General features: G+C 64.8%; 12 protein-coding genes. 6 read left to right on the top strand and 6 right to left on the bottom strand.

Going from position 1 to position 20,834, the window contains the following annotated elements:
* Positions 1 to 41 precede the first annotated feature (41 nt).
* The 3 genes from HU752_RS27590 (at position 42) to dacB (ending at position 5,264) form a co-directional block, all read left to right on the top strand.
* Positions 42 to 2,492, top strand: a complete 2,451-nt coding sequence (locus HU752_RS27590) for a TonB-dependent siderophore receptor (protein ID WP_186678361.1) — start codon at positions 42 to 44, stop codon at positions 2,490 to 2,492.
* Positions 2,493 to 2,494: 2 nt separating this feature from the next.
* A complete protein-coding gene (locus HU752_RS27585; protein WP_225920077.1) occupies positions 2,495 to 3,553 on the top strand; it encodes a YncE family protein in 1,059 nt (352 codons plus the stop codon).
* Positions 3,554 to 3,743: 190 nt separating this feature from the next.
* Complete coding sequence (dacB, locus tag HU752_RS27580; RefSeq protein ID WP_186678360.1) at positions 3,744 to 5,264, top strand: D-alanyl-D-alanine carboxypeptidase/D-alanyl-D-alanine endopeptidase; 1,521 nt, start codon at positions 3,744 to 3,746, stop codon at positions 5,262 to 5,264.
* A 108-nt stretch (positions 5,265 to 5,372) separates the two neighbouring features.
* Here the strand turns inward: dacB and HU752_RS27575 are convergent, their stop codons facing one another.
* On the bottom strand, positions 5,373 to 6,248 hold the full coding sequence (locus HU752_RS27575; RefSeq protein ID WP_186678808.1) for an AraC family transcriptional regulator: 876 nt from the start codon (positions 6,246 to 6,248) through the stop codon (positions 5,373 to 5,375).
* A gap of 149 nt (positions 6,249 to 6,397) precedes the next feature.
* Here HU752_RS27575 and HU752_RS27570 point away from each other — a divergent pair, with 149 nt between their 5' ends.
* Both HU752_RS27570 and HU752_RS27565 read left to right on the top strand, forming a co-directional pair.
* Positions 6,398 to 7,300 carry a DMT family transporter gene (locus tag HU752_RS27570; protein ID WP_186678355.1) on the top strand — a complete coding sequence of 301 codons (903 nt, stop codon included), beginning with the start codon at positions 6,398 to 6,400 and terminating at the stop codon, positions 7,298 to 7,300.
* Between the two features lie 86 nt (positions 7,301 to 7,386).
* Positions 7,387 to 13,692: an NEL-type E3 ubiquitin ligase domain-containing protein gene (locus tag HU752_RS27565; protein ID WP_186678353.1), complete on the top strand. Its 6,306-nt coding sequence runs from the start codon at positions 7,387 to 7,389 to the stop codon at positions 13,690 to 13,692.
* Between the two features lie 21 nt (positions 13,693 to 13,713).
* On the opposite strand, the gene HU752_RS27560 is transcribed toward HU752_RS27565, so the two are convergent.
* From HU752_RS27560 to HU752_RS27540, 5 genes are all read right to left on the bottom strand, one after another.
* The gene (locus HU752_RS27560) at positions 13,714 to 14,688 is read right to left on the bottom strand and encodes a 2-hydroxyacid dehydrogenase (RefSeq protein WP_186678351.1); all 975 of its coding nucleotides are present in this window, start codon (positions 14,686 to 14,688) and stop codon (positions 13,714 to 13,716) included.
* A 232-nt stretch (positions 14,689 to 14,920) separates the two neighbouring features.
* Positions 14,921 to 15,877 carry a LysR family transcriptional regulator gene (locus HU752_RS27555; protein ID WP_054060423.1) on the bottom strand — a complete coding sequence of 319 codons (957 nt, stop codon included), beginning with the start codon at positions 15,875 to 15,877 and terminating at the stop codon, positions 14,921 to 14,923.
* A gap of 97 nt (positions 15,878 to 15,974) precedes the next feature.
* The gene (locus HU752_RS27550; RefSeq protein WP_225920076.1) at positions 15,975 to 18,272 is read right to left on the bottom strand and encodes a hypothetical protein; all 2,298 of its coding nucleotides are present in this window, start codon (positions 18,270 to 18,272) and stop codon (positions 15,975 to 15,977) included.
* Between the two features lie 6 nt (positions 18,273 to 18,278).
* The gene (locus HU752_RS27545) at positions 18,279 to 18,638 is read right to left on the bottom strand and encodes a hypothetical protein (RefSeq protein ID WP_186678349.1); all 360 of its coding nucleotides are present in this window, start codon (positions 18,636 to 18,638) and stop codon (positions 18,279 to 18,281) included.
* 15 nt (positions 18,639 to 18,653) lie between these two features.
* Positions 18,654 to 19,061: a hypothetical protein gene (locus HU752_RS27540; protein WP_186678348.1), complete on the bottom strand. Its 408-nt coding sequence runs from the start codon at positions 19,059 to 19,061 to the stop codon at positions 18,654 to 18,656.
* A gap of 256 nt (positions 19,062 to 19,317) precedes the next feature.
* On the opposite strand from HU752_RS27540, the gene HU752_RS27535 reads away from it, so the two are divergent.
* A complete protein-coding gene (locus HU752_RS27535) occupies positions 19,318 to 20,829 on the top strand; it encodes an efflux transporter outer membrane subunit (protein ID WP_186678347.1) in 1,512 nt (503 codons plus the stop codon).
* The last annotated feature ends 5 nt before the right edge of the window (positions 20,830 to 20,834 follow it).

Below are 20,834 nucleotides of genomic sequence, written 5' to 3'. Positions count from 1 at the left end.
TTCATTCGCATTAATGACTTATCTACACACGGGTCTCCAGCATGAAGTCCAGGGCAAAATCGGTGGCAGGCAATTCGGTCAAACAGTGGCTCGGCGCTTCGGCGCTGGCGGTTTCAGGGCTGGCCCTGTTGCCGTTGAGCGTGGCCCAGGCGGCCGAGGCGAGCACGCAGCACAGTGCCGTCTTCAACTTTTCCATCGTCGCCAAGCCACTGCCCCAGGCCCTCAACGATTTCAGCCGGGTCACCGGCCTCAGTGTGGTCTACACCGACGAAGCGCCCTATGGCCTGCAGGCCCCGGCCGTCAGTGGCCAGATGAGTGCCGAGCAGGCCATGCAGCGCCTGCTGGGCAACTCCGGGTTCACTTTCCGCCGCACCGACGAGCACACCCTGGCCCTGGAGCCGCTGCCGACCGAGGGGGCGCTGAACCTCGGCGCCACCACCATCAACGGCAGCCGTCCGGTCGACGGCGGCGGCACCAGCTACCAGCCGCCGCAAGTCACCTCGATTGCCCGCTCGAGTGCCTCGCTGCAGGAAATTCCGCAGACCATCAACGTGGTCCCGGCCCAGGTCATTCGTGACCAGACCCCGCGCAACCTGGACGACGCGCTGAAGAACATCAGCGGTATCACCCAGGCCAACACCCTCGGCAGCACCCAGGACGCGGTGATGATCCGGGGCTTCGGTGACAACCGTAACGGCTCGATCATGCGCGACAGCATGCCGCTGGTGCAGGGCCGTTCCTTGAATGCGACCACCGAGCGCGTCGAAGTGCTCAAGGGCCCGGCGTCGCTGCTGTACGGCATCCAGGACCCGGGCGGGGTGGTCAACCTGGTCAGCAAGAAGCCCCAGTTGGAGCAGTACAACGCGGTGACTGTCCGTGGCTCCACCTATGGCTCCGGTAAGAATGGCAGCGGTGGCAGCCTCGACAGCACCGGGGCGATCGGCGACACCAACCTGGCCTACCGGATGATCGTCGATCATGAGGACGAGGATTACTGGCGCGACTACGGCACCCACCGTGAAACCCTGATCGCACCGTCGCTGGCCTGGTTCGGCGACAACACCAAGCTGTTGTTCGCCTACGAACATCGCGAGTTCCTGACCCCGTTCGACCGCGGTACCGCCATCGACCCGAAGACCAACCATCCGCTGAACATTCCGGCCGGCCGCCGCCTGGACGAGCCGTTCAACAACATGGAAGGCCGCTCCGATCTCTATCACTTCGAGGCCGATCATGACCTGAACGACAACTGGAAGGCCCATTTCGGCTACAGCTGGAACCGCGAGACCTACGATGCCAGCCAGGTGCGTACCGTCTCGGTGAACGCCAACGGCACCCTGACCCGCAGCATGGACGGCACCCAGGGCGCGCTGACCACCGACCGCTTCACCACCGCCAGCCTCGAGGGCAAGGTGCAGCTCGCCGGCATGCAGCATGACCTGGTGTTCGGCCTCGACGACGAGTACCGCAAGATCTATCGTGCCGACCTGATCCGCCAGAGTCCGCGCAGCACCTTCAGCTACCTCGACCCGGTGTACGGCCGTGAAGTGCCGGGCTCCACCGTCAGCGCCAAGGACAGCGACCAGACCGACCTGCTGCGCAGCGATGCGGCGTTCTTGCAGGACTCGATCCACCTCGATGACCAGTGGATCCTGGTCGCCGGTGGCCGCTTCGAAACCTTCGACGAATACGCCGGCAAGGGCCGGCCGTTCCAGGTCAACACCAACACCAACGGACAGAAGTTCTCGCCGCGCTACGGCCTGGTCTACCGCTACACCGACGAACTGTCGTTCTACGGCAGCTACACCGAGTCGTTCAAGCCCAACTCGACCATCGCCCCACTGGTCACCACCGGCACCCAGCGGCTGATTCTCGACGGTTCGATCGAACCGGAAGAGTCCAAGTCCTGGGAGCTGGGGGCCAAGCTCGACATGCCGGGCCGTGTGACCGCCACCGCGGCGCTGTTCGATATCCACAAGCGCAACGTGCTGGTTACCGTCGCCGAGGGCCTGACCAACGTCTACAGCGTCGCCGGTGAAGTGCGTTCCCGTGGCCTGGAAATGGATGTCAGCGGCCAGTTGAGCGATCGCTGGAGCGTGATCGGCAGCTACGCCTACACCGATGCCAAGGTGACCAAGGACGCCAACTACCAGGGCAACGACCTGCAGAACGTGGCGAAGAACAGCGGCTCGCTGTCGGCGGTGTACGACTTCGGAACTCTCCTCGGTGGCGACCAGCTGCGCGTTGGCGCCGGTGCCCGCTATGTCGGCGAACGTGCCGGCGATGCGGCCAACACCTTCGACCTGCCGGGCTACACCGTGGCCGATGCCTTCGCGACCTACGACACCAAGGTCGAGGGGCAGAAGGTCAAGTTCCAGCTCAACGTGAAGAACCTGTTCGACAAGACCTACTACACCTCGGCGGTCAGCCGGGTGTTCGTCTCGATGGGGGATTCGCGGCAGGTCTCGCTATCCAGCACCCTGGAGTTCTGAGGATGCGCACGGTTCGCATGATCCTGGCCCTCGGCATGACCCTGGGCATGGCGGTTGCGGTCCGGGCCGCGCCGACGGATGAGTTGCTGTATCACCGCGAGCAGCAGGTGCGCCTGCCGGGCAGCGGTGACAGTTGGGGGTTCGTCGCGCTCGACCCGACGCGGCCCTATCTGTACCTGGCGCGGCGCGAGAACGGCCTGGGCGTGTTCGACGTCAAGCGCCAGCGCCTGGTCAAGACCCTGGCGAATTCCGCCGGTGCCAACGGCGTGGTGCAGGTGCCGGGCCTGGACCGGCTGTTCGTGCTCAACACCGATGGCAGTCTCTCGGTGGTCGAGCGCTCCAGCCTCAAGGTGCTCAAGCGGATCGCCGTCGCCCAGAGCAATCTCAACAGCGCGGTGTACGAACCTGCGACCGGCCAGGTGATCATTGTCAGTGGGCGGCGGGCCGACCGTTCCAGCCTGTTCGTCTTCGATCCAAGGCAGGAGCGCGTCACGGCGGCTCATGAGCTGGACGTGAAGAAGATCGACCCGCTGCTGGTCAAGGGCGATGGCAGCTTCTTCCTGCCGATGCGTGACGAGGGCAAGGTCGCGCGGCTGTCGGCGAAGACTTTCGAGGTCCTCGACAGCTGGCAGTTCGACGGTTGTGTCAGGCCCAGCGCCCTGGCCCAGGACAGTGAGCGGCGGCGCCTGTTCGTCGCCTGCCGGGGCGACCAGCCACGGTTGGTCGTCGCCGACCTGGACAGTGGTGTGCCCAAGGCCAGCCTGCCGATCACCCGCGACGTCAATGCCCTGGCCTATGACAGTGCCGGCCGGCGTCTGCTGGTGCCCAGCGGCGTCGATGCCAACCTGACGCTGGTGCGGCAGGACGACGCCGATCACTATGCCCTGCTGGGGAGTGTCAGCACCCTGCCGATGGCCTACAACATGGCGTTCGACCCGCAGAGCCGCAAGGTCTACCTGCCGGCCATGGACTTCACCGTGCCCGCCACTGGCAAGGACGAGCCCAAGGCCGACCCGATCTTTCACCCGGGGACCTTCTCGGTCACCACCCTGGCACCTTAACCGCAGCTGTCTGAGCGCCTCATGTCCCGGGAAAGCCGGCTATCCTGCATGGATTCCCGGGGCACTGTTACCGCATAATTCCCATCGTTGACTCGATAAGTATCTTTTTCCTGCGAGCCTCGTTGAGTGATGGGCCGCGCCTGGTTGCGCGGCTCTTTTGTATGTGTGTCAGTTGAAATTGGGGCAAGGGATGAATTGGCTACAAGGTTTCACCGGCAGGGGCGTCCTGGTCGTCTTCTGCGCGTTGCTCGGCGCCTGTTCCAGCAAGGCGCCGCCAGCACCCGAGCCGGTGCGTACGGTTATCCTGCAGGCGGCGCAGTTGCCGCTGCCGCTGCCACGTTCGGATTTTTGTGCCAGCCTCGACAATACCCTGCGCAGCCCGGTCATGCAGGGCGCGGTGACCTCGCTGGTGGTGCGCGAGGCGGGCAGCGGCAAGCTGGTTTGTGAATACAACGCGCAGAGCCGGCTGGTGCCGGCCTCAAGCATGAAACTGGTGACCACCGCAGCGGCGATGGACGTGCTGGGGGCCGATTTCCGTTTTTCCACCAGCGTGCTGACCACCGGTGTGCAGCAGGGCAACCTGCTGATCGGTGACCTGTACCTGCGTGGCAGCGGCGATCCGACCCTGCGCCAGGAAGACTACCAGGCCCTGGCCGCGGACCTGGCCCGCAAGGGTATCACCCGGGTGCGCGGCCGGCTGATTCTCGATGACACGGCCTTCGACCGCCAGCGCCTGGGTCTCGACTGGGACCCGGCGGACGAACAGCAGTACTTCGCCGCGCAGATTTCCGCGCTGAGCATTTCGCCGAATGCCGACTTCGATGCCGGTTCCATCCTGGTCAACGTGCGGGCTGCGGGCGTGCGCCAGCCGCCACGTATCAGCTTCACTCCGGACAACCGCTACATGACCCTGGCCAACCGCGCCACCACCGGGCGTGGCGGTTCGCTGGTGGTCAGCCGGGTCTCCGGCAGCAACCTGTTGCAGATCAACGGTGCCTTGCCCAAGGGCGCTGAGCGGGTGGTGCAATTGAGCGTCTGGGAGCCGACTGGCCTGGTGGGCGACGTGTTCCGTACCGCGCTGCTCCAGCGGGGGATCGTGGTCGAGGGCGGCAGTGTGCTGGGCATGGCCACGCCGCCACAGGCCCGGGTGTTGGTGGAGCATCAGTCGGCGGTGCTGGCGGACCTGATGGCGCCGTTGCTCAAGCTGTCGAACAACAACATGGCGGAGATCCTGCTCAAGGCCATGGGCCGCAAGACCGCCAACGCCGGCACGGCGGTGGCCGGGGCGGCGGCGGTGAGTGGTTTCCTGCAGCGCCAGGGCGTCTCGCCGGCCGGTTTGCAGCAGTTCGACGGTTCCGGCTTGTCCCGCCGCAACCAGGTCTCGGCACGAACGCTCAGCGACCTGCTGCTGGCGGTGCGCAACCGGCCGTGGTTCAACGCCTGGTACGCGGCGCTGCCGGTGGCCGGCAATCCCGAGCGGATGGTCGGTGGCACGTTACGCAAGCGCCTGCGCGGTACGGCTGCGGCGAACAATGTGCACGCCAAGACCGGCAGCATGCGTGGGGTGTCGTCGCTGGCCGGCTACGTCACCAGCGGGACCGGACAGCCGCTGGTGTTCGCCATGCTGACCAACAACTACCGGGTGGGTGGCTGGGCGATCAAGGACATCGAGAACCAGGTGGTGACGGCGCTGGCCAACAAGACCGACTGAGTCTTCGAGACTGACGGTGTTGATCGTTCCCACGCTCTGCGTGGGAATGCCTCTCAGGACGCTCTGCGTCTGCTCTTGTGGCGCAGAGCGTGGGAACGATCACAACTTTTAGGACAGGAACGCCTGCCGGTATTGGCCGGGCGTTGCCCCCAGTGCCTGGCGAAACCGGTTGGTGAAGTGGCTGGCGCTGGCGAAACCGCACGCCAGGGCGATCTCCCCGAGTGGTTGGGCGCTGCTGCGCAACAGGTTTCGCGCCCGCTCCAGGCGGCGGGCCAGGACATACTGGTGCGGCGGCAGGCCGAAGCTGTGGCGGAACATCCGCGCGAAGTGATACTCGGACAGCGCACACAGCCCGGCCAGTTCGCCCAGGCTCAACGGCTGGTCCAGCCGGTTGTCGATGTAGTCCACCAGCAGGCGGCGCTGGTGCGCGGCCAGTCCGCCTTTCAATTTCAAGCCGTGGCGCAGGCCGACCTGGTTGAGCAGGGCGTGGTCGAGCAGGTCGTGCGCCAGACTGCTGCCGAGCAGTCGCTGCGCCGGCTCTTCCCAGTCCAGTTCGATCAGCCGTCGAAAGCGCCAGGCCTGCTGCGGGTCTTCGAGAAAGGTGTGTTCCTGCAATTGCAGCTCACGCGGTTCACGATCCAGCAGGGTCACGCAGCCAAGGGCGAACTGTTCCGGACTGAAATACAGGTGCGCCAGCCGGATGCTGCCGTTGATCACCCAGCCGGACTGGTGTTCGGCGGGCAGGATGCACAGCTTGTCCGGCCCGCCCTTGGTGTCGGGGCGACCGCGACGGAAGGTGCCGGTGCCGCCGGCGAGATAGCAGGACAGGGTGTGATGAGTGGGCGCCTCGTAGTCCTGGGCGTCGTGACGGTTGCTCCAGACAGCCGCCGTCAGCCCGTCTCCCAGGTCGGCGCTGTGTTCCAGGCGCGAATTGGGCGAGCGGCTGAGGGCTTGAAAGACTTGCAGGGTATCCAGTGCGGCCATGGTCTGTTCTCCAACGTCTTGCATGCTACTCCCTCGCGGGCGAGCTGCCAGCCCCATGGTGTTGAACGCTGCGATAAAAGCGCAAGTTTATGCAAGCGCCTTCGTCCTCGAGGGTCGCAGACTGGTCGCAACTTTCAGGAGCCCGCATCATGAACCTCTTTCTCTACCTGCTCACCGTGTTGATCTGGGGCACCACCTGGATCGCCCTGAAACTGCAACTGGGGGTGGTGGCGATTCCGGTGTCGATCGTCTATCGCTTCGCCCTGGCCGCGCTGGTGCTGTTCGTCGTGCTGCTGCTCAGCCGGCGCCTGCAGCCGATGGACCGCCGTGGCCACCTGATCTGCCTGGCCCAGGGCCTGTGCCTGTTCTGCCTGAACTTCATGTGCTTCCTGACCGCCAGCCAGTGGGTGCCCAGTGGACTGGTGGCGGTGGTGTTCTCCACCGCGACCTTGTGGAATGCCCTGAACGCCCGCGTGTTCTTCAAGCAACGGATCGCCCGCAACGTGCTGATGGGCGGTGCCCTCGGCCTGCTGGGCCTGGGCCTGCTGTTCTGGCCCGAGCTGTCGGGACACACCGCCGGCCCGCATACTGCGCTGGGTCTTGGCCTGGCCTTGCTTGGCACCCTGTGCTTCTCGGCCGGCAACATGCTCTCCAGCCTGCAGCAGAAGGCCGGGCTCAAGCCGCTGACCACCAACGCCTGGGGCATGTTGTATGGCGCGGCGATGTTGGCTCTCTACTGCCTGCTCAGCGGTATTCCCTTCGCCATGGAGTGGAACACCCGCTACATCGGCTCGTTGCTGTACCTGGTGATCCCGGGCTCGGTGATCGGCTTTACCGCCTACCTGACCCTGGTCGGGCGCATGGGGCCGGAACGGGCTGCCTATTGCACGGTGCTGTTCCCGCTGGTGGCGCTGAACGTTTCGGCCTATGCCGAGGGCTATCACTGGAGCGCCCCGGCGCTGCTCGGACTGTTGACGGTGATGGCCGGCAATGTCCTGGTATTCCGTAAGCCCGCCGCGCCACGACCTCCGATGGCAGCGAGGACGGCCTGATCCCGGGCGCGGCGATACCCGGTTAACGCCCGGGTGTCGTCGCGGCCTCCTAGGCTGGCGTTTTCAACGCTTGCCAGGGAGGCAGCATGCACCCGCCAGAACAGCAGCCACAAACCACCACTGCACCCATAGTCGGTATCGCTGCAGACGTCGATCCACAGTTGGCCGACTTCGCCACGCGCCGTCAATCGGAGCTGCATTCCCGCGACAGTTGGGCCCGGCAACAGGTCCTGGACCATCTCACCGAATCGTTCCAGGCCTCCATGAGCCCGCTGAACGAGATGGAACAGCGTACCTGGCTTGGCCTGTTCCACTCATTGAACGCGACCGGGAACCGCTTGGAAACCGAGAGCAGGCGCCTGCTCGACGACTTCGAGCTGACCGGTCTGCATGAGTTGCGCAGATGGCTCAAGCAGACCAGCCGCCTGGATCTCGATCCGAAGACCACCTACCTGCATACCGCCTATGCGGTGGACCCACGGATCACACGCAACTCGTCATCGATCTTCAAGCGGGCGCTGGATGCCAGCTCCGTGACGGTCGTGGAGGTGGCAACCCTGTCGCTATGGGATGCCGCACGCCTGAACTTTGCCTTTTTCGATTTCCCCGAGGTCAAGGGGCGCTGGATCAGTTACGAGGAGGGCGTGGCGAGCGTCAGCAAACGCGGCCTGCTCGATGTGGATGATTTCATTCGTATCGTCCGCGAGCTGAACCTGGGCGCCGATCTTCGCCAGCGGGTCGAACGTGCCCTGGCTCCTGATGCTGCACTGAGCCGGGCGATCAGTGCGCATATGGATGACCTGTTCCGCTTCAACCTCTATGAAGCGCCGCGCAACGCCAACAGCAGTGGCATCACCCGGGAGTTGTTCGACGCCTTGCGCGATGCGCTGGCGCGTGGCCTGCCCTGGCTGAAGGTCGAGCACGTCTCGCTCATGCTGCCAGACTCGTTGCCGCAGCGTATCGCCGACGTCGAATTCGCCATCGAGGAGGCCGTCCAGCAGTTGTTTGCCTGGAAGCCTTCGGAGCGCGGGCGCATTCACCTGCCGATGCTGACCATACGGGTTCCCGGTGTGAGCGGTCTGTACAGCTATTGCGCCGAGCGGCCTGGCGGGGTGCTGCGCCATCATGTGTCGCAGGCGGCCTTCGAACATGAGTTCAAGGCCCTGATCAAGGTCGACAACTCACGCCAGCAGCTTGGCTGGCTGATCTCCTCGCTGTCTTTCGAGCAGCAGGGCCGGCTCTGGCAACTGCTCGAACCGGAACACCGGCCGCAGGGCCTGAACTGGGCCGCCGGAAAACTCTACGATGCCTTTCACTGGGTGTTTCCGATCCAGACCCTGGATGACCTGGAGTTCGCCTACCAGTCCACGGGACAGGACCCGCAACAGGCGCTGAGTACCTTCTATAGCTGGCGTTTTCGCGTCAACGTCGAAGCGATCGCCGTCTCCAAGGGCCAGCAGGACTGGCGGGCGGTCAAGGAGGGCATCGTCACCTTCATGCATCAGTTGCTGGACCTGTTGCTGACACCGGTGCCGGGAGGCCTGGGGGGGATGGGGCGACTGGTGACGGCAGCCCTGGGCATGAACCTGGTCATGGAGCTGTTCGAAGGGGTGGAGCAGGCCGGACAGGGCAACCCTGAAGTGCTGCTGCAGGCGGGGTTGGAGATTGGCAGCATGTTGTTGATGGGCGGTCTGCACGGCTATGCCGGACGGTTGGCCTCGCGGCGTATCGCCGGCGAATTCGCGCGACTGGACAGCTACCGCCTGGTGCCGGCGGTGAGAACGGCGACCCGCCTGTGGAAAAACAGCCTGATTCCCTATGCGCGCAAGCGCCTGGAGTTGGCCTCCGCGTTCGATGAAAACGGGCTGGGCAAACAGGACGGCAAGCTGTATGGCCAGGTCATGGAGCAGGGGCAGGAACTGACGGTCGAGCTCAGGTACGACACGCTGCTGCCGGGCTATCGGGCGGTACCAGCCGACCTGGCGGAATTCCATCCGCCGATGACCTACGACCGCGAAACCCGCCGCTGGTCGGTCTCCCTGGACGACAGTCGGGGCCTTTCCGACGTCCGGCTGCTGGAGCAGCTGGTTGCGCTCAAGGGGGGGACACCGCAGCAGTTGCGGCGAATCCTGGAGACCAGTGGGGTGTCCCGCAGGCATCTGGAGCAGGTCTGGTCGGGTGAGTTGCCGCCGCCTGCGCTGGCCGAGGCGCTGGAACGTTTCGAGGTCGACCGGGGAATCGCCGATATCGGCGCCGCCAACGATGAGCACCGCCTGTTGGCACCCTGTAGCCAGCGGGTGCTGTTCTGTCTCCTGCCACACCTGCCCCTCTGGCCCGAAGACCTCTGCCTGCGGGTTCACGACAGCGACGGTGAGCTGCAACAGGCCTACGGCAAGCGCCAGCGACTGGGGCTGTTCAGCCGTTCGGTGAGTATCCGGCACCTGGCGCAGGGCGGTTTCGTCGAGCACGTCGAGCCGTCTGGGGACGCTGCGCCGGCGCTGGCCCATGAGGCCGGGGTGCTGGACCTGATCATCGGCCTGCTGCCCGGCGATGTATTGACCGCCAGCCATGAACCGGCAGTGCGGCGCGTACAGGTCGGATCGATTCGACGTCAACTGGGCGCACTGGCCCTTGAGCATTCGGCGGAACTGTTCGAAGCGCTGGGCAATCATTCGAACTGGCTGAAGATCGATGCCGGTACCCGTTCCAGCGCCCTCAGCAGTGGGGCGATCGCCTACCTGCCAGTGTTCATCGGTAGCATCCCCCAGGCGGTGGTGACCCTGCGCCTGTTGTATCCCCACCTGTCGTTGCCCAGGCTGGCGCAGTTTTTGCGGGACAACCCCCTGTCATCGAGCCAGGCCGGGGAGTTGCTGGATTACCGTCGTGTGCCGCCTCGGTTGCGCTACACGCTGGACCGGGAACAACAGTTCAGTGCCCTGGGGCGTGTCCTGGACGGCATCTACCAGGTGCGTGCGTTTCATGAGCCGACGGATGCCTGGTTGCAGTGCATCGCCGGCGACTTTCTCCGTGAGCGGCTGGGACGGCGACTGAGATGGATCGATGGTGACGCGGCGGCCCTGCCAATGCCGGACCGGCTGACCTTGCGTCGATACGGGCAGGGTATCTACACCACGTTGCAGAGCCGCAGCCAGCCGAGCGTCGACCTGTCCGTACCCAGCCAGAGCTTCTATCGGGCACTGGCCGCCTCATTGTCGCCCCGCGAGCAGGGCGTGCTGGGAATGTCTTCCCCGGGCGACGTGGAATCGCTGCGCAATGGCATTGCCGCCTATCTGCTGGCCTTGCGCCGGGAGGACGGCAGCCTGGGCCTGGAGATGACGCATTACGAGCACCCGCTGCCGGTCAGCCCCCTGGCGGAGGCTGGCCTGCCGGGGATGTATACACGGGATCAACGCAGGTGGGTACGCCTCGGGCAAAGCCTTCATGAAGTCGAATGGGATGGCCTGTTCGATGAGTGGCGGGCTCGACATCCCACCGTCCTGGGAGCCTATGGGCCGCTGCTGGAACACAATGGTCGGGGTGGCTGGTGGCATGAGTTCGAGCAGCCTTGGAGCTGGAAGGCGGAACGGGCCCTGCAGCGTCTGACGGGACAGGTACTGTCCGATGAGATGGCTCGGCAGATTGTGCTGGTCAGTGGTGTGGCCGATGGCCTGCCGGGCCAGTTGCTGTTCGAAAACCGGGCTCCGGTAGCGTTGCTGGATGAGGTCATCCGGCATTTCACCCCGGCTTCATTGCCGGCTCCCGGTGATGTGGGCGCCGAACTCGCGCCCCTGGTGAAGGTGGTTCGGCAGCAGTTCCCCGCATTGAGCCGGGAAGTGGCGCAGGCTATGCTCGAAGGTGCGGACACCGCCGAACGTCGACCGATCCGTGAGTTCCAGCGCCTGTCCCTGGGGCTGGAGCAGGAGGCCCGCTACCTGAGCAACGAGGTCGATGTCTGCCGGTTGTACGAGAGCCTGTGCCTGCCCGTGGCACGAACCGACCTCACCGATACGCTGTTGTTGCAACTGCTCGATCGCCTGCCCGGTTGGGAGTCGAGCCTGCGGATCGAGTTGCGCCGGGATACCGCGGCCGGTTCGTTGATCGCCTGGGTCGGTGCCGAGACGGCTGCTACCCGTCGGGTGCTGGTCAAGAGCGAGGCGGGTTACGAGTCGTTCGCCGTCGACGGGGCTGGCGCCCGCAGTCTGTCCACGGTTCACGACGATCCGTTTCCCGCCGTGTTGCAGGCCTTGCCGCAATTGCGACATACCACCCTGGGGATCCCTCATGTCGGGGAAACTGCCGAACAGGATCTGAAGCGGGTGCTGTTCCAGAGCGTGGCCGCTGATCGCAATCGCCTCAGGCGCTTGCTCGGGCAGTCTCCGATCCTGCCCTGGAGGCACCTGCCACAACGCCTGGTGCGCCTGGCCGGTGGCGCGCTGGGCTATCCATTGACCGGACGGGCGGCACCGGGCGGTTATCCGCCGGGGTTGCTGAGGAAGCTCAAGGGGCTCTATCGCGGTTGCAGCGATGCGCAGTTGTTCAACATCCTGGCGAACCTGGGGGACACCGTCGAGGCCCGTACCCAGGCTGTCGAAGGCTTGGCGCAGGAGTATCGCCAGCTCAAGAAAGGGCTGGCGGCGTGGGTGGCGGCGCCCTTGGTGCAGGAGCCGGAGTCGTTCTCCGTCGACAATCGGGTGACTCCGCGGCGGGAAGTCGCCCGGCGCATCCGGCGTTGCTGGCGTCGCCAGAGCGCTGGGCCGCAAGCCGAGCCGCAATCGTACGTGCTGGTGCTCGATGGCCTGGAGGTCGAGGATCTGCCGGAGTTGCAGGCCGACTTCAGCCATGTCGCGTTGCTGTCGATGAACAACATGGGTCTGAGGGGCATTCACTACCTGGGCCGGTTCCTGCAAAGCTTCACCGGGCTGACCACCTTGCGCATCGAGCGCAGCGGCTTGAGCAGCCTGCCCAACGCAATCGCCCAGTTGAAGACGCTGAAGGTGCTGTCGCTGGAGAACAACCGGCTGCGGTTGATCCAGGGCACCGCGCAGGCGTTGGAGGGCCTGGAGGCGTTGCTCGAGCTCAACCTCAATGGCAACCCGCTGGGCGTTGCGCCCAATTTCGCAACCCTGCAACGGTTGCAGGTGCTGCGGCTCAGCCACACAGGCATTCACGAGTGGCCCCTGGGCCTGCTGGGGCTCAGGGATCTGGTCAGGCTCGAACTGCGGATGAATGCCATCAGCGACCTGCCGGTGCAGTTGTTCAGCGGGCATGACCAGCTCTGTCACGGCACCGATCTGTCGGGCAACCCGCTGTCGTCCCAGGCACTGAGCGCAATCCTCGGCTACCGGCAGCGGCATGAGCAACTCCTGAACTTCGGCATCGAGGACCTGCCGGTGCTCTCCACGTTCGGGATCGACCGCTGGGCCGTGGGCGCGGAGAAGACCTCGCAGCGGGTCATGCTGTGGAACCGGCTCAGGGACCTGCCGGGAGCGGACGTGTTTTTCCTGCTGTTCGAGCGAATGAGTGCCGCGCCGACCTTCTTCAATGTGCATTACCAGGGGGCACGCACCGACCTGAGTGCGCGGGTATGGCGATTGATCGAGGCCGCCTCGGAAAGCCTGAGCCTGTGCAACCGGCTGTTCCAGATCGAGGGGCAATGGCGGTACTCGGGCTCCACCAGCTACCAGATTTTCAATCGGCTGGAGTTTGCCGTGGACTGTCATGAGGCCCTGAAGCTGGAGCAATCGGCTGCCGAGTCCCGGTTGCTGACGTTGTTGAGGGGGCAGTTCCGCCTGGAAGCCATGCGCCTGGCGACCGGAATCCGCCACTCGTCGCCGCTGTTCTGGTATCGGGCCTATTACGATGCGCTGGCGGCGGAGCTGGCCCTGCCTGACCAGTTCAACGGCCAGTTCAGTCCGAGACCGGTTCGGGTCAGTCGACAGCAGATCGACGAGATGAAGTCGCAGGTGCTGGTCCAGGAGCTTGCGGCGCCATCCTCGCAGCCGCCCGGCATCGATTCGTCGCGATCGCTGCTGCAGGAGGTCGTCCAGGAGTTGCCCGAGGAAATGCCTCCCGAGCCGCCGGAAATCCTGCTTGAGCAATTGCCTCAGGAGCCGGCCGCATCCAGCGAGGATGGCGGTTCTGCGCTGATCAGGTTCCTGGTAGCCAACGAAGTGTGGAGCAACTTCCTGATTCATGCCCATGATGCCGACTTCCAGCGGGTCTTCGGCAAGCTGCTGGCATTCGACAGTCATCCCGGGGACAGCGAGTACCGCCTGCTCTGGCGTACCCGAATGAGCCAGTTCCAGTACAACCGGCGGCGCTCGGCCTGGATCCGGTACTGGACCATCAGGGCACTGCTCGGGGACGGGGTGTCGGCCCTGGGCAGTGCCTGAGGCCGACCACTTGCCAGTGTGTCAGCCCTTCCACACCTGCGGGTTGACCAGGTTCTGCGGACGTTCGCCGAGCAGGGCGCTGCGCAGGTTGGCCAGCGCGCGATTGGCCATGGCCTCGCGGGTTTCGTGGGTGGCCGAGCCGATATGCGGCAGGGTCACCGCGTTCTTGAGCTGGAACAGCGGCGATTCGGCCAGCGGTTCCTTCTCGTAGACGTCCAGGCCGGCGCCACGGATGGTGCCGTTCTGCAAGGCCTGGATCAGCGCCGGTTCGTCCACCACCGGGCCCCGGGAGATGTTCACCAGGATTGCTCCCGGTTTCATCAGGCCCAGCTCGCGCTGGCCGATCAGGTGGCGGGTTTTCTCGCTCAGCGGTACCACCAGCACCACGAAATCGGCTTCGGCCAACAGCGCGTCGAGGCTGCGGTACTGGGCGCCGAGCTGCTGTTCCAGCTCGGTCTTGCGGCTGTTGCCGCTGTACAGGATCGGCATGTTGAAGCCGAAGTGGCCACGGCGGGCGACGGCGGCGCCGATGTTGCCCATGCCGACGATGCCCAGGGTCTTGCCATGCACGTCGGTGCCGAACAGGTCTGGGCCGACGCTGGCTTTCCACTGGCCGGCCTTGGTCCAGGCATCCAGCTCGGCGACGCGGCGGGCGGCGCTCATCAGCAGGGCGAAGCCGGTGTCGGCGGTGCTTTCGGTGAGCACGTCGGGGGTGTTGGTGAGCATGATCCCGCGTTCGCTGAGGTAAGCCACGTCATAGTTGTCGTAGCCGACCGAGACGCTGGAGACGACTTCGAGCTTGCCGGCGTTTTCCAGCTGGGCACGGCCCAGCTTGCGCCCGACCCCGATCAGGCCATGGGCGTGGGGCAGGGCTTCGTCGAACTGGGCATTGAGATCGCCGAGCTTGGGATCCGGGACGATCACTTCGAAATCCTGGCGCAGGTGCTCGACCATGGCAGGGGTGACGCGGCTGAAGGCAAGTACGGTTTTTTTCATCGCGAAGCTCATCAAACGGCGGGAGAATAGCAAGCACGCTATCATTTTTCGCCGGTGGGCTGTAGGGGCGAGTAAGGCTTGAGGGCCCCTTCGCGGGCAGATCGCCGCACCGCCGGCTCCTACAGGTCATCAGTCGCTTGCGGATTTGTGGTTCGACACGGACCTTGCAGGAGCGTGGCTTGCCCGCGAAGGGCCCTTGAGCCTGCCCACAATCCTGGGCTCTCCCACCGTCTCAGGTCGCCAGGCGTACGCTGCTCAGTTCATAGGCCGCCAGCTCGGCCTGGTGGGCGGCGAGGATTTCCGGCAGCGAGCCGCGCAGGTACTCGACCCAGGTCTTGATCTTCGCATCCAGGTACTGGCGCGATGGATAGATCGCGTACAGGTTCAGCTCCTGGGAACGGTACTCGGGCATCATGCGCACCAGGCTGCCGTTGCGCAGGCCCTCGATGGCCGCGTACACCGGCAGTACGCCGACGCCCATGCCGCTGGTGATCGCGGTTTTCATCGCGTCGGCCGAGTTCACCAGGAACGGTGAGCTGGACAGGGTCACCGCCTCCTGGCCGTCGGGACCGTTGAAGGTCCAGTTGTCCAGCGCCGTCACCGGGCTGACCAGGCGCAGACAGGCATGGTTGAGCAGTTCGCTGGGCTTGCGTGCACAGCCGTTGGCCTTCACGTACTCGGGCGAGGCGCAGACGATGCTGTAGGTGATGCCCAGCCGCTGTGAGACGAAGCCCGAATCCGGCAGCTCCTTGGCCAGCACGATGGATACGTCGTAGCCCTCGTCCAGCAGGTCCGGCACGCGGTTGGCCAGGGTCAGGTCGAAGGTCACGTCCGGGTGGGTCTTGCGGTAGCGGGCAATCGCATCGATCACGAAATGCTGGCCGACGCCGGTCATGGTATGCACTTTCAGCAGCCCGGCCGGCCGCGCATGGGCGTCGCTGGCCTCGGCCTCGGCTTCCTCGACGTAGGCCAGGATCTGTTCGCAGCGCAGCAGGTAGCGCTTGCCGGCTTCGGTCAGGGCGATGCGGCGGGTGGTACGGTTGAGCAGGCGGGTTTGCAGGTGGGCTTCCAGGTTGGAGACCGCGCGCGAGACGTTGGCTGTCGTGGTGTCCAGTTGCACGGCGGCGGCGGTGAAGCTTCCGGCTTCGGCCACACAACTGAAGGCGCGCATGTTTTGCAAGGTGTCCATGGGGCTCTCTCTGGGGCGATGGCAAATTGTGACACGAAGTAACAGGGCGATGTGTAGCTTGTCTGCGCCCGAATACAGTGGTTTTACGCCACCGGTTTCATTCGACCCGCCAGGCGCTCTTGACCTTGGCCTCATAGTAGTCGGCGATGTAGGCGAAAAACATCTCTTTCAGCGCTTCCCGGGCCTGGCGCAGGGTCTGTTCGCCGGGCTCGTCGCGGGCTGTTCTCGCGGCCTTGAGCAGGTCGTCGACGACGTGCCGATTGCCTGGTTTGATGTGCTCTCTGATTTCTGCAATTTCCCTTCCGATTAGCGTATTTTCGTGGCTGTAGGCAATGTTTTCCAGCAGTTTGTCGAAGGACTCCGCGTGCTTGGCGACGTACCCGTCCCACCATTCGATGCCGGCCGGCGTGCGCTTGCCCAGTTTAGCCAGCGCGATCGCCGATACCAGGTCCAGCGACTGGCTGCCCAGTTGTTCCTTGTGCAGGGTATTGAGGTGGCCGCCGAGGCCGATTTCGAGTGTCAGCGGGGTCGGTGTATCAATGGTCTGATTGACATCGTCCTCTTGTGTGAGGAACTGCTGGCTCAGCAGAAGCGCCGGTTTGCCGTCCTTGAGCTTCAACGAGAACTGCGCCGAGACACCATGGGCCTGGTAAAGCACCGTGCTGGCGACCATCGCCGCGATAGGGGCGGGATCGAAACCGTTGGCGCCGGCGTGGGACAAACCGCTGGAGATCAGGTTCTGCAGGCTTTCCAGGGTGTTGAACCGACCACTGACCGTCAGGTCCAGGTAGGTGCCGCTCAGGTGCGGGTCATCCTCCCTGACTGACGACAGGGCGATTTTCACGCCGGCTGCGGCGCTCGCACCGACTGCGAGCTTGAGCTTTGATTCGACGGTGAGGGTCCGGGTTTCGGTATCGGTCTTTGTCGTATGGCGCTTGAGGCGCTCGGGGCGCAGCAGCATCGGGTGTTCTTCGAGCAGTTGACGGATGGCCTGGTCGGGCTCCGTCCCGTCAGTGATTGCGCCGCGGGTCTTGAGGTAGATGTACTGGTTGAGCAGTTCCTGTGAGCGTTCCTCCAACTCTTGCCCGAGTTGACGCCGCTCCCGGGAACCCAGATTGTTCAGCACGGCGCTGCTCAGTCGCTCACTGCCGTTGGCGACATGCTGGTGAAAATCACCGATCAATTGCTGCGCGGTGATGTGATAGGTGTGCGATTTATCGAGGTGTCTCCTGGCAAGCCCGGAGTCCCACTCATACAGCCCGACGATATCCAGCGCCTGCTGTTTCGTGGTGCGCAGCACATCCGCCTTGGCCGCTGCCCCCAGGGTGACGACGCCCAGCCCATCGAACTGGACATTCCCTGTCAGCGTGAACCGCTCGCCGCGTTCGATCTGGAAGGGACGGGCCTTGGGTTGGTGCCGTTCGAAGCCCGGTGAGTCGATGCCGTTCTCCTGCAGTTTTTTTTCCAGGTAGGGCTGGCTCCAGGCGGCGAGCCGGATATTGCGCCTGTAGTCGTTGCAGCTGGCGAACAGCCTGCGGCTCTGGGTGAGCATGTCGCGCTTGGAACCATTCCACCAGGTCCATTTGGAGCGGCTGCGGGCATCGGCATAGTCATCGATATTGCCGTACTTGCGAGTGGTGGACTTCTCGAGTGACGCTCCCAGCCCTGCCGAGGCGACCCTGGCGGACAGTTTCGCCGTCACTCCCGCACTGACGCTGGTGGTGTCCTTGATGATGCGGCCCTGGGTGGTGCTCAGCCCTGTCGATAGCTCGACACTGGGTACGAGGCTGACCGTGCCCGTTGCCCCCAGGCCAATTCCCAGCCGGGTGTGGTTACCCATCGAGCCACCGTTGGCCACCGTGGCCCGGCTCTTGGCCATGGCCTGGTCCAACGCGGTTTTGTCGTGCTGGTCGCGGCTGGCGCGATATTGCCACTTGAGCATCCGGCACAGGTCGCGTTGTTCCTCGTACGCTCGGCGCCGTGGTGCGTCGCAGGCCTGCGCGAGGTCCTCGAAGGCTCGCTGGGCTGCCTGGAAGTACTGGTAGCAGGCCTTCGCTTGCTTCTTGCCGGGATTGGCCGGGTCAAGTGGGCCGCTGGTGCACAGGAGCAGCTGCCGATGGAGTTTCTGCAGGGAGGCCTGCCGCGCAGGAGGGCTGTCTGCCAGCCTTGCCTGGAAGTGTCCGCACAGTTGGCCTAGGGTGGTGGGCGTGCGTTCCCGGAGGGCGGGCTCAACGGGGACGCCTTGCAGGTGTTGCACCAGTTCCAGCCGAGGCGGGTTCAGCGTCGGAGCCTCGTTGAGGTACGAGTCGGTGGTCCTGTAGCTGAGCAGTTGGGGTGTCGCGAGAGATTTGGGGAATAGCGTGTGTTCGCTTTGCGCGACGCTGGAGAGGTTCATGGCCGGTCACTCCTGGGCCCGGTACGCAGGGCGGCAGCGCTGCTGGAGTACCTTGCAGGCTGCGAGGATGCTGTTCCTGTCGCCAAGGCAGGGTTCGACGAACAGGGCCTTGACGGCCTGGTCGCGGAACCAGGTATCGAACAGCAGCATCACCGGGGCGCCGCAGCCCTGGACGATGAACTCGGGCGGGCTCGCCCCGGTTACCGTTGCGGGGCGGGCGAGCATGAGCAGCAACCTTGGCCGGTCGTACTCCAGCCACAGCCGGTGCTGATCCAGCCCGGTGGCGAGTTGGAAGCTATCGCTCGGACGGTCCGGCAATTGGCGGTGCAGAAGATTGAAGAGGTCATCAGGGGTGGCGTCGGACATGGCGAGCGTCCTGTTTCAGGCGGCGGAGTGTTTGGCGGCGCTGGAGAGGTTGAAGAAGGCGGTCAGGTCTTGCAGCACCTGCTGCCGTGAGTGGTCGGCGCTGATCAGGCCCCTGACGATCGGTACCGCCTGCTGGCAGTCGATGCTCATGTAGCTGCGGCACAGGCTCAGGTTCAGCCGTTGCCAGTGCTGCGTCGTGATATGCCCGACGCCGTGCAGTGTCCGGCTGATCCGGTAGCCATCGGTGTATTCGAGGGTGCAAGGGTCGCCGTCCCGGGTCAGCAGGTGCAGGCGGTCGTCCCGCCGTTCGACGGCGATGCGCAGATCGGCGACCAGGTAGCGTTGCAGCGCATCGAGGGGATCAAGGGCGAAAGGGCGACGATGAAGACTACGGCGCTTGAGCAGTTCGAGAGACAGGTTCATGGGACGCCTCTGACTTGTGTTTTTTATTGTCAGTCTGGTGACAACGGGGTGGATTCAGACTGGCATGGCAGTTGGGCCGCCAATATCACAATGCGCTCATGGTCCTGCTCGCGCCGGCCTGCTGTTTCGCCACGACAGGCGCCGGATTATCACGGGAACGGTAACAAATATTCGCAGGAATCCACGCTTATCGCCGTGCCGGGCGCCCCCTAGAATTGCCGCAAAGCTTCTTCATTCATGTCGGGAATTCGCAGCAGTGCCGCGTCGCATCAGCAGAGAGTTGAAGACTCTCAGTGTTTGGGCTTTATCCTTGGCTATCAGCGGCTGCATCGGAACCGGAGGGATTGCCCCACAAGGCAAGAGCCTCGCCGCCAACACCTTTTCCACCGACGAAGCGATCCAGAGCGCCGCCCGCGACGCACACTGGCCAACGGCCCGTTGGTGGCAGGCCTATGGCGATCCGCAACTCGACCAATGGCTCGACCAGGCGCTGCAAGGCAGCCCGAGCCTGGCCATGGCCGCCGCCCGGGTGCGCCAGGCGCGGGCCCTGGCCGGCCTCGCCGAATCGGCCGAGTCGGTGCAGGTCAACGCTCAATCGACCATCAAGCGCCACAAGTGGGCCACGGACCCGTTCTATGGCCCCGGCGAGCTGGCCGGTTCGAACACCTGGGACAACAATGCGGCACTGGGCCTGAGCTATTCCCTGGACCTCTGGGGCCGTGAGAGCAACGCGACCGAACGCGCGGTGGACCTGGCGCACATGAGTGCCGCCGAAGAGCGCCAGGCCCGCCTGGAGTTGCAGGACAATATCGTCCGCGCCTATATCCAGCTGTCGTTGCACTACGCCCAGCGCGATATCGTCGAGGCGACCCTCGCCCAGCAGACGCAGATTCTCGACCTGGCGCAACGCCGCCTGGCCGGTGGTATCGGTACCCAGTTCGAAGTCAGCCAGGCTCAGGCGCCGTTGCCGGAAACCCACCGCCAGCTCGATGCGCTGGACGAGGAAATCGCCCTGAGCCGCAACCAGTTGGCGGCCCTGGCCGGTCTTGGTCCGGGGGAGGGCGCGCGCCTGAAGCGTCCGTCGCTGTCCTTGCGCACGGCGCTGAAACTGCCATCGGCGCTGCCGGTCGAGCTGCTCGGTCAACGTCCCGATGTGGTTGCCAGCCGCTGGCAGGTTGCGGCCCAGGCTCGCGGTATCGATGTCGCGCATGCCGGGTTCTACCCCAATGTCGACCTGGTCGGCAGCCTTGGCTACATGGCCACCGGTGGCGGCATGCTGGAGTTCCTGGCCGGCAAGAAATTCAACTACACCGTCGGCCCGGCGATTTCGCTGCCGATCTTCGACGGTGGCCGCCTGCGCGCCGAACTGGGCGAGGCCACGGCCGGCTACGACATGGCCGTGGCCCATTACAACCAGACGCTGGTCAATGCCCTCAAGGGCATTTCCGATCGCTTGATCCGCCGCGAGTCGATGGACAAGCAGCAGGCCTTCGCCGCCGAGTCGGTGGCGGCGGCGCAGAAAACCTACGACCTGGCGATGATCGCCTACCAGCGTGGGTTGACCGATTACCTCAACGTGCTCAATGCGCAGACCCTGCTGTTCCACCAGCAGCAGGTCGAGCAGCAGGTCCAGGCCGCCCGCCTGAGTGCCCATGCCGAACTGGTCACCGCCCTCGGCGGCGGCCTGGGTGCCGGCAACGATGTACCGGCCCCGGAGCGTAGCGTGCCGTCCAAACCACCCGCCGTAATGGCCGCCTTCGATCACTGAGAATC

Source organism: Pseudomonas vanderleydeniana (assembly GCF_014268755.2).
Lineage (GTDB): Bacteria > Pseudomonadota > Gammaproteobacteria > Pseudomonadales > Pseudomonadaceae > Aquipseudomonas > Aquipseudomonas vanderleydeniana.
The sequence above is the reverse complement of the archived record's forward strand: the minus strand, read 5'-3'. Positions and strand labels throughout refer to the sequence as shown.